Raw genomic sequence first — 13,821 nt, 5'->3', positions numbered from 1 at the left:
AGTAAACCTCAGGGTTTAAAGGCTAAAAGTCGATAGCGCTTTCAAATAGCTTATCTATCTTGTTTCGCTTAATGTGTTTAGGGTAGGTTTTCTCTAAAGGTTCAAGCAGCAGATCCAAGGCATCACCAATTTGCTCGCGGATAACAGTATCTATCCAATCGCTACGTTTGCTCATCTTTGCAAAAGCAGAACAGAATTCAATAACAAGCTCTTCAGCGATGGCTTGGATATGCTCAGGAGCTGTATTTTCTTGTAGTATCTTGCTTACTTTCTGAGAGAGCACTACAAAAATAGCTGTGGCCTTTTTGCTGCGAGCAGCCGGTATATGCTCATCTCCGTCCCAGCTTCGAAATGGGTTGTTCAGGTTTGCTTCTACCCAATTAGGTTTTCGGCCTTTAGTAATCCAAAGATTAATATCCTTAAATTCCTTCTTCACTTTTTTGGCAGCATCTTCAGGAACACTATCCATCCAAATACACTGAATTGTAGGAAGTTCAGCTTTTGATGGAAATTCTAAACCTGTAAAGCCAAAGACATCTTGCATCGTGAGCCACTGCAAACGAGTCAAACGCTTCAGTTCCCCTATGGCATCTATAGTATGTAAATTTCCCCACAGCCGTAGCGTAGTCAAATGCGGTAAATAAGATACAATAGGTTTCATGAACATGGTAGACGCTTGATTTCTGATATTTAATTCGTCAACAAATATTTGTTGAAAAGCCTCTAAACCTTCAGTGTTGATTGTGCGTATCTGTATTGCTCTGTTGGCGGGATGCGGGATAATTTTTAGATTTTTAGGAATAGTCTGTATAAAGTGAATGCCTTCTAACTCATCAGGCAGATGTAGTGCTTGAAGGCTGTCGCTGTCTATAAAAAGATCTCTAACCCCAGTAGCACTTAAATCTATAGTGATAGCAGGGCAATTTAACCAGGTTAGTTTTGTAACCTGTGGATGTGAGGCAAGAAACTCAATAAGCCCATCTTGTGCTCCTCGTACTTCTAAGCTTGTAAGCGCTAAGGTAGAGAGCAATTCAAAAGGAAGCTGGGCGTCATCTTCCTTTTGCCTGTAATTAGATTCTCTAGCATTAGTTTCTTTGTATCTGTGCTTGAATGTATCAGGCAAACGATCCCACGCTTTTTGTAAGGAAATTTGCAGGCAACAGTAACTCCAACTAGATAAGGTTATTTCCTGCTCTGGCAGTGCTAAAGGCGCAGTATTGCCTACCAAGGTGTAATTTTCTGGGTAATCACCTTCACACCGCTTAAATGTATAACAACCATTCCATGAGTGGTGATCTTTCCAGAAAGGCACGAGCGTAGAAATTTCTGCTGGAGATAAAGGGGTTTGTGCCCAATAATCTAAAGCTAAAAGAATATAGTGTGGCTTTTGATTTGATGCATTGTGCTCAATATTGACCACTTGAAGCGCAGAATATTTTTTCTTTGCATCGTCATAATAATTGAATATATCGCCAATCTTCATAATATAATTTTACTGATTAAATAATAGATGGTCTGTGCGTTCTTAATCTAAACTTAAAGTGCTTAGAGGAAATTATTTAAGTAGAACAAGTCTATATACTACTGATATTTCATGTTGAAAATAGGAAAATATGAGCAATTTTCTTGCTTGTGAACTACCTTACTTAATTGCGCGTATTTGTGTATTTAAGTAAGGTAATTTTTTATAAGCCCATATTGATATTGACGAGTGTTATTTTTATGCTGCTTGTTGTGCTTTGAGCTGTTTTCCTAAGTATTGCAGGCTGTGCCATAGCCAGCTTGGCAATATGTCAGGATCAAGGCTATCAATCAGATTTTTCACGCCTAAGCCTAATTCAGTGTCTCCTGTAATTTGTAACCGGCGACGAAAGAATAAAGTATCTGGGTCTTCTTGGCGGCTAGCTAATGCTAAAAAATCGCGCCAGTTACCTTTGATTTCTACTTCATGGCAAGTATTTTGGGTAATGATTAACTGCTGATGAGCTGTTAAGGTAATGCACCAACTTAAATTCAGATCCCTAATGCTAAGTTTCAGCCAACGTTGTGCAAGCAAATCAAATAAGCCATCTTCAATAGCGCTTTGAAAAAAATGGTTTAGACTTTTTTCTAATGTAAAACGTTGGATTGGAAAAGGAATAAAAGCGGTGATGGGTAAAAGTTTATCGCCTGTTTTCAGCAAGAGCTGTGTTAATTGGTTATGCATGTTGATCTCCTAGGTGAAACATACCTGCTTTCCCATGCCAGTAACCATTGCAGTCATTTGTTGGTAAGGGGGCGCAAGCACCATTGAGTACGGCTTGCCATTGCTTAATAGTCTCTATAAAACCCTCCGCTCTTGGGCTTAAGCGCGCATGAGTAATACCAGCTTGGCGCATAGCTGCTACATCACTAATAAGATTCTGTACTTGACCAGAAAGCGTTTGAATACCATTTAAAGCAAAGAGCTTTTGTTGTTCTTGGCTAAAAACTTCAATGCCTTCTGGGTAGCGAATACAGCAGCGCTTACATTGATCTTTAGGGCGATTTTCTGCGCGTGCAGTAAAACAGCGGGCAGAATAGGCGAGTGGTAAGTGCCCATAGCTAAATACTTCCACTTCAGGGCGTTTAATCCCCAAATCATCTAACTGCGCTAAAGTTTGCTGGATTTGTAATCCCGAGCACTCAACGGGGGCGACCCAGCGTTGCATTCCACAATTAATCAGTTCAGCTAAGGCGTAAGCGTTGTAAATGTTAAGTGCAGGACCTGCGATAAAAGGTAGTTGCTGTTCATGGCAAAAATGCACAGCTGCCATATCATTTGCTTCTATTAAAAAGTCAGTTTGAGAACATAGTTTTTTTAGGCTATTTAACTCAGAGTTTGCTTCTAGTAAAGCTAAGCTGGATAAAACAATTTGTGCATTACTGGTTTGGCTGATAGTGCGTGCTAAAGTAATGTAGTCTTCAAGGGAAAGTTCACGGCGTTTCGCGCAAACAGTTTCACCTAAATAGATACTGCCTAGGTTAAGTTGGCTGAGGGAATGATAAAACGCTTCAACCTTCTCTTTGTGCCAGTAAAATAAAATCGGACCAATAGTCAGCTGCATAATAGCCTCTACTGCCAAGCGCGCTCATAGGCGCCTAAGGTGGTTTGTGAACCTTCTGAAATACCTGCCAGTGCGCGTGTCCATTGTGGGTCAACACTGTAGTTTGCAGGGTTTTGCTCGAATCTATCTAAAGCACTACGCCAAACCTGAGTTACTTTTTCTGTATAAGCTGGGCTGCGCTGGCGACCTTCAATTTTAACGGCTTTAACGCCCATGGCAGCCAGTTCAGGAAGTAAATCCATAGTGTTTAAACTGGTGGGTTCTTCTAAAGCATGGCGAATTTCACCATCTATTAAAAATCGCCCTTTGCACAGCGTTGGATAACCTGCCGCTTCGTTTGTAGTGTATTTATCAATTAATACATCGTTTAAACGTGCTTCCAAGTGGGTAGCTGTTTGTTGCCAGCGTACAGACCCAGCCGGAGAACATACGCCGCATAGGTTAGGTGATTTAGCGGTTAAATAAGAGGATAAGTGACAACGTCCTTCTGCCATGATGCAGAGGCTGCCAAATGCAAATACTTCAATATCAACGGGGCTGTTTTCAGCTACTTGTTTAACTTGCGCAAGAGACAGAACTCTAGGAAGAACGGCTCGTTTAATGTTGTACCCTGTTTGATAAAAACTTAAAGCAGCAGGATTTGTAGCACTGCCTTGTACAGAAAGATGTAGGTTTAAATCAGGATAAGTTTTAGCCGCATAGGCCAGCACAGCAAGGTCGGCTACAATTAATGCATCAACACCTAAGTCAGCCGCTTGATCAACTGCACGTTGCCAGCGTTGCCAAGCAGTGGGGTTAGCAAAGGTATTAATTGCAATATACATTTTGCGTTGCGCTTTACGAATAACGTCTAGCCCCTGTTCAAGGTGCTTGTCAGTGAAGTTTAAACCTGCAAAATGACGGGCATTGGTATCATCTTTAAATCCAACATAAACGGCGTCTGCGCCTTGGCGCACTGCGGCTTTTAAGGCGGGAAGGCTTCCTGCTGGGCAAACCAATTGCATAGGTCTCTCCATAGCGATTGACACTAAGCAAAACTGGCAGAACTGCTTGAAACTGACAGTGTCGCTTGAAACATTTAGGTCATGCTAATGGCTAAAACAAATGTGAGCTTGATAGGTATCAATAACCTTATAAAATTAAGGGCGATTGCTCGCCCTAGGTCATTATCGTTGAATTTCTTTGTCAGCATCTATGCTGTAAGGCAGGTCAAGGAGTTGCAAAGCTAGCCCTTGATCATTGTCTACGATCAGTTGATCGGCTTCAAAGGCTTGCTCAGGCACTATGGCTAGGATCTCTACTTGCTGTGTTTCATTTAAAGCGGCGCTGACGATTTCACCCACAGCACCTTTGCTAGTTGCAGATACAATACTGGTACCTAATTTAGGTAGCTGATCCGTGTTGATTAGAAAACGGTGTAAGTGGCGCTTTAATTTGCCTAAATATTGCATACGAGCCACAATTTCTTGTCCTGTATAACAACCTTTTTTGAAGCTTACGGCATCTAGTGCAGGCATGTTAAATAGTTGTGGAATAAAACTGTCGCTAGTGTTTGCGTTAACTAAGCCAATGCCGGCACGAATTAACCCCAGCTTCCAGAAGTTAAGATCGGTTTCTTGCATATGGTTCGCTAAACGTTTATGTAAGCAGGCAGCATAATCAGCATCGGCCCATAACTCACAATGGTCATCATTAATACGTATAGCGAGCATTTGGTTGGCATGGGCTACACTATTGGCTTGCTTAGCTAACTCAATGCCCAGCACCTCTAACATTGGCTCAGGCTGATACAAGCCAAAACGTACCCATTGTTCAGTGGCATCAGTTAGTGTTGATTTGGAAAATACAGCGTATTTTTTTAATTCATTGAGCTGTAATTCAACTAAGCTTTTATCCATGGCAAGCAAATAGCCATCGGCTTCTTGCACTATTCTAAAGTTAGATAACATGCGTCCTTTTGGGGTGCAGCGAGCACCTAAGCTGGAACGTGCATCATCTAGGTAATTGAGGTTACAAGTAAGTTGTCCTTGTAAAAACTGTTTCGCATCAATGCCGCGAATAGATAGCAGACCTTCATGGGATAATAAGGTAAAAAGTGGGGTACTACTCATGATAGTCTCTCAAGTTAATTTGCATAGGCTCATCATAGAGTGCAAAAGATCAGTTGTCAGCGGGTGCGGTTCGCATTCTAGTCGCTTATACTAAGGAAATTGCTAAGGAGTCTGATAATGGTTGCTGAAAATGATTTAAAACGTCTTATGTGGCATAGTCGTCGTGGCATGCTAGAGCTGGACGTCTTGTTAGTGCCTTTCACTGAGCAGGTTTATCCTACATTAAGTGAAGAAGATCAAGCACGTTACCGCAAGCTGATTAACTGTGAAGACCAAGATATGTTCGGTTGGTTTATGCAGCGTAATGAGCCAGAAGATCCAGATTTGCGTCATATAGTGCGCATGATGCTTGACCGTGTCCAGCCAAAATAAAAATTTTATTTGCCGCTGGCAAGCTTGCAAGTATGACTTAGCTTGCAGGCTTGCTATCTATAGCTGCGCCTTTATTGCGCCTTGGTTAACGCGCTTAAGTATAGGGCAGATCATTGCGGTAAATTTACTCTTATTATTCCTCGTATGGCTAGAAGTTAAGACGCAAAAGAATAAAAGAGGTGCCATTCGTTATGTTAAAGAACAATGGTTTATTTATAAGAAAAATACTTGGCAGCCGATTAGCATAGATGGCAAAACAGTCCTTTGGGCGTTTTTAGTAGTAGTCGTTTATCGACAGCCACACAGTACCCTTTGCCATACAGTTGTAATCTGGAAAGCCGCAACATCATTGCAAGAATTTAAGCGTTTGCGCGTATTTTTACGCTTTGCCCGTTAACACCTGGTGTTAATACAGTGTCTATTGCTTGTGTCTTGGTTTCAGGGTGATCCAAGGTAAAATGCAGCCCGCGGCTTTCTTTACGTTCAATAGCGCAGCGAATAATAAGTTCAGCTACCTGGGCTAGATTGCGTAATTCAATTAGGTCGCGACTGACCTTATAGTTACTATAAAACTCATGAATTTCTGCTAAGAGCAGTTCTATTCGGTGCAAAGCCCTTAATAAGCGCTTATCGGTACGGACTATGCCAACATAGTTCCACATAAAACGCCGGAGTTCGTCCCAGTTATGGGCAATAATGACATCTTCATCAGAATCTGTTACTTGGCTGGCATCCCATGTGGGAAGTTGCTCTGGCATAGAGCTGGCTTCAAAGGTTTGGCTAATATGGGCGGCACTAGATTGTCCGTACACAATGCATTCTAACAATGAATTACTGGCTAATCGGTTGGCACCATGTAGTCCAGTGAAGCTGGTTTCGCCAATAGCATATAAATTATTAATATTCGTTAGTCCATGCTGATCTACCTTAACGCCACCGCAGGTATAATGTGCAGCAGGAACAACAGGTATGGCTTGTCGCGTAATATCAATAGAAAAATCTAAGCAACGCTGATAGATCGTAGGAAAATGCGATTTTATAAAGTCTGCAGGCTTATGGCTGATATCTAAATAGACACAATCAATGCCTAGCCGCTTCATTTCATGGTCAATTGCCCGGGCAACAATATCGCGAGGGGCTAATTCCAAACGAGGGTCAAAACGCTGCATAAAAGGCTCACCGTTGGGGAGTCGTAACAACGCGCCTTCACCACGTAAGGCTTCACTAATCAAAAAGTTTTTCGCTTGCGGGTGATACAGGCAAGTAGGGTGAAATTGGTTGAATTCAAGGTTGCCTACTTGGCAGCCTGCACGCCATGCCATTGCAATACCATCGCCAGAGGCACCATCAGGGTTACTGGTATAAAGATAAACTTTAGCTGCTCCCCCCGTAGCCAGCACGGTAAAGCGAGCTGCATGAGTGTCCACTTGCTGAGTTTTTAAATTTAAAATATAAGCGCCTAAGCATTGATTGCCTGAGCGTTTGAGCTTGTTACTGGTAATCAAATCTAACGCCACTTGATTATCCAATAGCTGAATATTAGAGCGTTGTTTTACTTGTTCAAGCAAGGTTTTGAAAATAGCTGCACCTGTAGCATCAGCAGCATGGATGATGCGGCGAAAGCTATGACCACCTTCACGGGTTAAGTGAAAGTTAAAACTAGAGTCGTCTATATTATCAGTTGGTGTAAAAGGCACCCCTTGCTGAATCAGCCAATGAATGGCTTTACTGCTATTTTCAATGGTAAAGCGTACAGCGTCTGGATCACATAATCCCGCACCAGCAATCAGGGTATCATCTAAATGCGCATCAACACTGTCTGCTTCATCAAGTACGGCGGCAACGCCTCCTTGTGCCCAATAGGTCGAACCATTAGCAAAGTCACCTTTACTAATAACAGCTACCTTGAGCTCAGAAGGTAAATTGAGTGCAGCGGTTAAACCGGCGGCGCCACTACCAATGATAAGTACATCGTGCTTTATGTGTTGGCTCATGTTGATACATCCACAAAAGGGGTAACAATAGTATATGCTTGTAATGGGTAGAAAAAACATTGAGATTTATGTGGGAACTTTTTGAGCAATACTTACTCAATACAGATGTGCATAATAAAGTGTTAAGATTTCTATCAAAGTTTTTATGCGCAGGTTGCTTTTACGTAAGGTTTTACCTGGTTACTTAGCCGATTTACTGGCGCGTAAAGTAGACCTTTTTATTTTGAGGAGTGTACATGACGCCTGATGAAGACCAGAAACTGGTTGAGCGCGTCCAAAAAGGTGATAAGCGCGCATTTGATATGTTGGTGCTCAAATACCAGCACCGTATTATGGGATTAATAGTTCGCTTTGTGCATGATCCACACGAAGCGCAAGACGTAGCTCAAGAAGCTTTTATTAAAGCCTATAGAGCCTTAGCTAATTTTCGTGGTGATAGTGCCTTTTATACCTGGTTATACCGTATTGCTATCAACACAGCTAAGAATTATTTGGTCTCACGCAATCGACGTCCACCAAGTAGCGATGTTGATGCTGAAGAAGCAGAATTCTTTGAGGGTGATCATGCACTAAAAGACATGGAATCCCCAGAGCGACTAATGTTACGTGATGAAATTAATGACACTGTACAACGTAGCATCCGTCAGTTACCTGAAGATTTACGTGTTGCCTTAACTTTACGTGAGTATGAAGGGCTAAGTTATGAAGATATTGCAGCGGTTATGCAATGTCCAGTTGGAACTGTGCGCTCGCGAATTTTTCGTGCGCGAGAAGCAGTTGATAAAGCTTTAAAGCCGTTGTTGCATGAAGCTTAATGTTTGGTGAGAGCCAAGTGAGGTTTGCAATGAATAATGAAACTCTACAGCAGTCAATTTCTGCATTAATGGATAACGAGGCGGATGATCTTCAGCTGCAGCGCGTCCTAAAAGACATTGACGATACTGAAGTGCGAGCAACATGGTCACGTTACCATATGGCGCGTGCTGCAATGCGCCAAGAGTTTGTTATGCCGCAAGTAGATTTGTCATCAAGCATCATGGCAGCTATTGAGAATGAAAACTTTGATCAGCAAGCGCCTATAGCAGCAAGCACTAAAAAATCTCGTCCATTACAGGTGATGGGGCGTTTTGCGGTGGCTGCGTCTGTAACACTGGCGGTTCTGGCTGGAGTACGCTTTTATAATCAAGATGCCGTTAATACAGCAAAAATGGTTGCACACACTCAGGAAGTAACGCCTGTTAATGATGTGAAATTGCCGCCGCTGGTTGAGCTGGCAGGTTTTAATCGAGATAACAGTTCTCCCTCACCTATTGCCGAAGTAGTCAGCGGGCAAACATGGTATGAACAGCGCTTACCTGAATATTTTCGTCGCCATGCACAACAGGCTCCCGCGCAAGCAAACGAAGTTGGTATCCCATTTGCTCGTGCAGCGAGTGTAGAAGGGAATTAATTTATGCGATTAGCTGCTTTGAGTCTGGCTGTTTTTTCGACTCTAGCTGTAGCGCAAGGCGCACCTGATCAACGAGCAAATGATTGGCTGGAGCGTTTTCAGCAGGCTCCCACTGAGCATGATTACAAGGGAATCTTTGTTTACGAACGTCAGGGCGTTTTTTCCACGCATCAGGTCTGGCATCAGATAAGTGAGAAAGGTGTAAGCGAGCGTTACTTACAGCTCAATGGGCCTGCTTATGAAGTGGTTTATCAAAATGCTCAGGTAGTTTGTTCTAGTGCTGATCAAGAAGCCACGGCTACCCCAGAACGCTTAAGTGCTTCAATTAAGTTAGAAAATAAGCAGCTTGCTCGTTTCTATGCGCCAAGTATTTTAGGTTATTCACGCGTGGCTGGACGCAATACGATAGTGTTGTTGTTGATGCCACGAGATCAGCATAGATACGCCTATGAGCTCTATCTTGATGAACAGACATCTATTCCTTTGATGTCGTTAATGCTTACTTCTGAAGGGCAATTGTTAGAGCGCTTTCAATACGCTAGCTTTGAACTGGCAGATATAGATTTAACACACATTAAAGGCAGTGAGAGCTGCATTGTTTCACCCGTTAATGAGGCAACGCCTGTTTCCTTAGACTGGGTGCCTGCTTGGCTTCCAACAGGCTTTTTACTGCACAGTGCAATGCAAGAGTTTAATCAGCAAAAGCAACCTAGTTTTACCAGCTACTCTTACACTGATGGGTTGGCGAGTTTTTCTGTATTTGTGGAACCACTCCATGGTGAGGTGGCAGAAGATATTCTGCTGCAAGTGGGGCCTACAGCTATTGCAGCGCGTAAAGTTTGCGCTGGAAAAAGAGATGTAATGGCTACTGTTGTCGGAGAAATACCTATTGGGACAGCAGAGCGTATTGCTATTTCAGTTTGTTCAGAAGAAAAATAATGATAGAAGAACAAGCTATTGTTATAAAACAAGAAGCCAACTCAGTTTGGGTTGAGGTTACGCGCAGTGGTACTTGTACGAGTTGCTCTTTAAAGGCTGGTTGTGGTCAAGGTTTGGCTCAGACACTAAATCTTCATAAACAAAAAAATATCATACGTGTGCTTTGTGATTTGCAACTATCTATTGGTGATACTGTCATTATTGGTATTCCAGAAAATTTACTCATACAAAGTTCAGTAGTAGCTTATCTTATGCCTTTATTGGCTTTTTTTAGCTTTGCTATTATAGGGGCTTTCTATGAATTATCTGAGCCTTTCACTATAGTGTTAAGTGGTTTAGGCTTTGTTTTGGGCTTATTGGTTGTGCGTTGGTATGGGTGTCGGTATAAGGATAATTCCTCTATGCAGCCTATTGTTTTACGAGCACAGCTCTCTTTAGAAAAACGCTAATTGAATTGGATTTGAGTTGGAGAACGGTTAGATGTCGAAAATAAAATCGTTATTTGTTGCCAGCGCAACTGCATTTTTCTTACTTGTAAGTCATCCTGTGCGTGCAGAGCTGCCTGATTTTACTAAGCTGGTTGAGATGGCTGCGCCTGCTGTTGTCAATATTAGTACCAGACAAAAAGTAGATGCTAGGATGGCGGATATGGAAATGATGCCATTTATGGGGCCGGATATGGAAGGCTTGCCGCCTATTTTTCAAGAGTTTTTTGAAAGAAGCATCCCACGCGTACCGCGCGGCCAAGGTGCGCCTCGTGGTCAGCAGCGCGAAGCACAATCATTAGGCTCAGGTTTTATTATTTCATCAGATGGTTATATTTTAACCAACAACCATGTGATTGCTGATGCTGATGAAATCATTGTGCGCTTATCGGATCGCAGCGAGTTAGAAGCTAAACTGATAGGCACAGATCCACGTACAGACGTAGCTTTACTGAAAGTTGAAGGCAAGAATTTACCCACGGTTAAAGTAGGTAAGTCCAACGAAATTAAAGTGGGCGAGTGGGTATTGGCTATTGGTTCGCCTTTTGGTTTTGATCATTCAGTAACGAAAGGGATCGTTTCAGCTAAGGGGCGTAATTTACCCAATGAAAACTATGTGCCTTTTATCCAGACGGATGTTGCAATCAATCCAGGTAACTCAGGCGGTCCATTATTTAACTTGCAAGGTGAAGTGGTAGGTATTAACTCCCAGATTTTTACCCGCTCTGGTGGCTTTATGGGGTTATCATTTGCTATTCCTATGGAAGTTGCTATGGATGTCGCTAACCAGCTAAAAGAAACAGGCGCAGTAGATCGTGGCTGGCTGGGTGTAGTGATTCAAGAGGTTAATAAAGACTTAGCAGAGTCTTTTGGCTTAGAAAAACCTTCTGGCGCATTAGTGGTACAGATTGTAGAAGATGGCCCTGCGGCGCAGAGTGCTTTGCGTGTAGGGGATGTCATTCTTGAATTAAATGATCATCCTGTGGTGATGTCGGCTGATTTGCCTCATTTAGTAGGGGCTTTAAAATCAGGAGCAACGGCTAAGATGTTAATTATGCGTGATGGTAAAAAGCAAAACATTAATGTCAAAGTGGGGGCTATGCCTTCAGATCCTAAAATGGCTGTTACTAAAGGAAAATCTGCAAATAGCGTGGACAACCGTTTAGGTATTAGTATTGTTGATTTAACAGCAGAGCAGAAAAAACAAGCAGGAATCAAAAAAGGTGTAGTTATCAGTCAGGTATCTAATGGTCCAGCAGCTATGATGGGCTTGCGAGCAGGCGATATCATTACGCATTTAAATAATCAACTCATTGAGTCAGCAGAGCAGTTTTCCAAAATAGCTAAAGACTTACCTCCGAAACGCTCTATTTCAATGCGAGTATTGCGAGATGGGCAGGCGAGTTTCTTAACCTTTAAACTGAACTAGATACAGAAAAAAGCGGCGATTAAGCCGCTTTTTTTATGAATAACTTTTCAACTTGCTCAGCTTGGGTGACGTAAAGATAAAAAATCATGTAAACTCCGTTCCTATTTTCTCTTCACCGGCACTGGGCCGTAAGACTTAACTGGGTGATGTTCTGTGAGTGACTTAAGTCATATCCGAAATTTTTCTATTATTGCGCATATTGATCATGGTAAATCGACCTTAGCTGATCGTTTTATTCAAATTTGTGGCGGCTTATCTGATCGTGAAATGGCAGCTCAAGTGCTTGATTCAATGGATCTTGAGCGTGAGCGCGGCATCACTATTAAAGCGCATAGCGTAACGCTAGATTATAAAGCGCAAGACGGTAAAGTTTATCAGCTAAACTTTATTGACACTCCTGGTCACGTTGACTTTACCTATGAAGTGAGCCGCTCGCTAGCTGCTTGCGAAGGCGCATTATTGGTAGTAGACGCTGGCCAAGGTGTTGAAGCGCAATCTGTAGCTAACTGCTATACCGCCATTGAGCAAGGGTTGGAAGTGATGCCTGTGCTCAATAAAATTGACTTACCACAGGCTGATCCTTTACGTGTTCAAGAGGAAATTGAGCATGTTATTGGTATTGATGCCACCGACGCTGTTACTTGTAGCGCGAAAACGGGACTGGGTGTAGATAATGTACTAGAGCGTCTAGTACAGGTTATACCGTCTCCAGAAGGCGAAATTGATGCACCTTTGCAAGCATTAATTATTGACTCATGGTTTGATAATTATTTAGGTGTTGTGTCACTGGTTCGCGTCAAACATGGTTGCGTTAAAAAAGGCGATAAAATTTTAGTTAAGTCGACTGGTAAAGTGCACCAAGTAGATAGTGTAGGCGTGTTTACACCTAAGCATACGCAAATGGCCAACCTTAAAGCTGGCGAAGTTGGTTTCATTATTGCGGGTATTAAAGAGATTCAAGGAGCCCCCGTTGGTGATACGCTGACACTATCCAATACTCCAGAAGTTGATATGCTGCCTGGTTTTCAGCGCATCAAGCCACAGGTTTATGCAGGTTTGTTTCCTGTCAGCTCAGATGATTTTGAAGATTTTCGCGATGCGCTAGAGCGTTTAACGCTAAATGATGCTGCGCTGCAATATGAGCCTGAAAGTTCAGAAGCTTTAGGTTTTGGTTTTCGCATAGGCTTCTTGGGTATGTTGCATATGGAGATCATTCAAGAGCGTTTAGAGCGCGAATATGATCTTGATTTAATTACCACAGCGCCGACTGTTGTCTATGAAACTGTCATGAAAAATGGCGATGTGATTTATGTCGATAACCCGTCACGAATGCCTGATCCAGCAGGTATTCAAGAAATGCGCGAACCTATTGTAAAAGCGACTATTTTGGTACCTCAAGAGCATTTAGGTAACGTGATTACCTTGTGTATTGAAAAACGGGGTGTGCAAACTGATATGCACTTCTTAGGTACGCAGGTCCAAGTGGTTTATGATCTGCCTATGAATGAGGTCGTATTAGACTTTTTCGATCGCTTAAAGTCGGTTAGTCGTGGTTATGCTTCTTTAGATTATTCTTTTGATCGTTATCAGGCAGCTAATCTATCTCGTTTAGATGTGTTGATTAATAGCGAAAAAGTAGATGCCTTAGCTTTAATTGTGCATCGTGATAAAGCCGTCCATAAAGGGCGCTTGCTAACAGAAAAAATGAAAGAGCTGATTCCGCGGCAAATGTTTGATGTGGCCATTCAAGCAGCATTAGGTGGACAAGTTATTGCGCGTACAACAGTTAAAGCCTTACGTAAAAACGTATTGGCTAAATGTTATGGCGGTGATGTAAGCCGTAAACGTAAACTGTTGGAAAAACAAAAAGCAGGTAAAAAACGCATGAAGCAAGTAGGTAATGTGGAAATACCACAAGCCGCCTTCTTGGCTGTATTACGTGTAGATGAGTAGGG

At 42.4% G+C, this 13,821-nt stretch carries 14 protein-coding genes; 8 read left to right on the top strand and 6 right to left on the bottom strand.

The features are described 5' to 3' along the window. Positions 1-22 precede the first annotated feature (22 nt). The 5 genes from VQ643_RS11265 to VQ643_RS11245 form a co-directional block, all read right to left on the bottom strand. Positions 23-1,483 (bottom strand): hypothetical protein, encoded by a 1,461-nt coding sequence (locus VQ643_RS11265; protein WP_414199882.1) that lies wholly within the window; start codon positions 1,481-1,483, stop codon positions 23-25. Between the two features lie 237 nt (positions 1,484-1,720). Next, on the bottom strand, positions 1,721-2,206 hold the full coding sequence (ubiT, locus tag VQ643_RS11260; RefSeq protein WP_414199880.1) for a ubiquinone anaerobic biosynthesis accessory factor UbiT: 486 nt from the start codon (positions 2,204-2,206) through the stop codon (positions 1,721-1,723). Further along, positions 2,199-3,086, bottom strand: coding sequence for a U32 family peptidase (locus VQ643_RS11255; protein ID WP_414199879.1), 888 nt, complete (start codon positions 3,084-3,086; stop codon positions 2,199-2,201). Before VQ643_RS11255 ends, ubiT begins: the two co-directional genes overlap by 8 nt. Positions 3,087-3,094: 8 nt before the next feature. Further along, positions 3,095-4,090 carry a ubiquinone anaerobic biosynthesis protein UbiU gene (ubiU, locus tag VQ643_RS11250; protein ID WP_414199878.1) on the bottom strand — a complete coding sequence of 332 codons (996 nt, stop codon included), beginning with the start codon at positions 4,088-4,090 and terminating at the stop codon, positions 3,095-3,097. A gap of 162 nt (positions 4,091-4,252) precedes the next feature. Then, on the bottom strand, positions 4,253-5,197 hold the full coding sequence (locus VQ643_RS11245; protein WP_414199877.1) for a YgfZ/GcvT domain-containing protein: 945 nt from the start codon (positions 5,195-5,197) through the stop codon (positions 4,253-4,255). 117 nt (positions 5,198-5,314) lie between these two features. Between VQ643_RS11245 and VQ643_RS11240 the strand changes: the two genes are divergently transcribed. After that, positions 5,315-5,569 (top strand): succinate dehydrogenase assembly factor 2, encoded by a 255-nt coding sequence (locus VQ643_RS11240; protein ID WP_414199876.1) that lies wholly within the window; start codon positions 5,315-5,317, stop codon positions 5,567-5,569. Then, positions 5,553-5,966 carry a protein YgfX gene (locus tag VQ643_RS11235; protein WP_414199875.1) on the top strand — a complete coding sequence of 138 codons (414 nt, stop codon included), beginning with the start codon at positions 5,553-5,555 and terminating at the stop codon, positions 5,964-5,966. Before VQ643_RS11240 ends, VQ643_RS11235 begins: the two co-directional genes overlap by 17 nt. Here VQ643_RS11235 and nadB read toward each other — a convergent pair. Further along, complete coding sequence (gene nadB, locus VQ643_RS11230) at positions 5,929-7,563, bottom strand: L-aspartate oxidase (RefSeq protein WP_414199874.1); 1,635 nt, start codon at positions 7,561-7,563, stop codon at positions 5,929-5,931. The genes VQ643_RS11235 and nadB overlap by 38 nt on opposite strands. A 236-nt stretch (positions 7,564-7,799) precedes the next feature. On the opposite strand from nadB, the gene rpoE reads away from it, so the two are divergent. From rpoE to lepA, 6 genes are all read left to right on the top strand, one after another. Further along, on the top strand, positions 7,800-8,378 hold the full coding sequence (gene rpoE, locus VQ643_RS11225) for an RNA polymerase sigma factor RpoE (protein ID WP_414199873.1): 579 nt from the start codon (positions 7,800-7,802) through the stop codon (positions 8,376-8,378). A gap of 29 nt (positions 8,379-8,407) precedes the next feature. Beyond that, positions 8,408-9,013 carry a sigma-E factor negative regulatory protein gene (locus VQ643_RS11220; RefSeq protein ID WP_414199872.1) on the top strand — a complete coding sequence of 202 codons (606 nt, stop codon included), beginning with the start codon at positions 8,408-8,410 and terminating at the stop codon, positions 9,011-9,013. Positions 9,014-9,016: 3 nt separating this feature from the next. Continuing rightward, the gene (locus tag VQ643_RS11215) at positions 9,017-9,952 is read left to right on the top strand and encodes a MucB/RseB C-terminal domain-containing protein (RefSeq protein WP_414199871.1); all 936 of its coding nucleotides are present in this window, start codon (positions 9,017-9,019) and stop codon (positions 9,950-9,952) included. Next, a complete protein-coding gene (locus tag VQ643_RS11210; protein WP_414199870.1) occupies positions 9,952-10,401 on the top strand; it encodes a SoxR reducing system RseC family protein in 450 nt (149 codons plus the stop codon). Before VQ643_RS11215 ends, VQ643_RS11210 begins: the two co-directional genes overlap by 1 nt. Before the next feature lie 31 nt (positions 10,402-10,432). Then, entirely contained in the window at positions 10,433-11,866 is a 1,434-nt protein-coding gene (locus VQ643_RS11205; RefSeq protein ID WP_414199869.1) for a DegQ family serine endoprotease, read from the top strand. Between the two features lie 153 nt (positions 11,867-12,019). After that, positions 12,020-13,819, top strand: a complete 1,800-nt coding sequence (gene lepA / locus VQ643_RS11200) for a translation elongation factor 4 (protein ID WP_414199868.1) — start codon at positions 12,020-12,022, stop codon at positions 13,817-13,819. Positions 13,820-13,821: the final 2 nt, after the last annotated feature.

The sequence above is a fragment of the Pseudomonas sp. F1_0610 genome (assembly GCF_047470865.1).
In the GTDB taxonomy this organism is placed as follows: domain Bacteria; phylum Pseudomonadota; class Gammaproteobacteria; order Pseudomonadales; family Pseudomonadaceae; genus JAZDRH01.
This window is presented reverse-complemented; position numbering and strand designations above follow the sequence as displayed.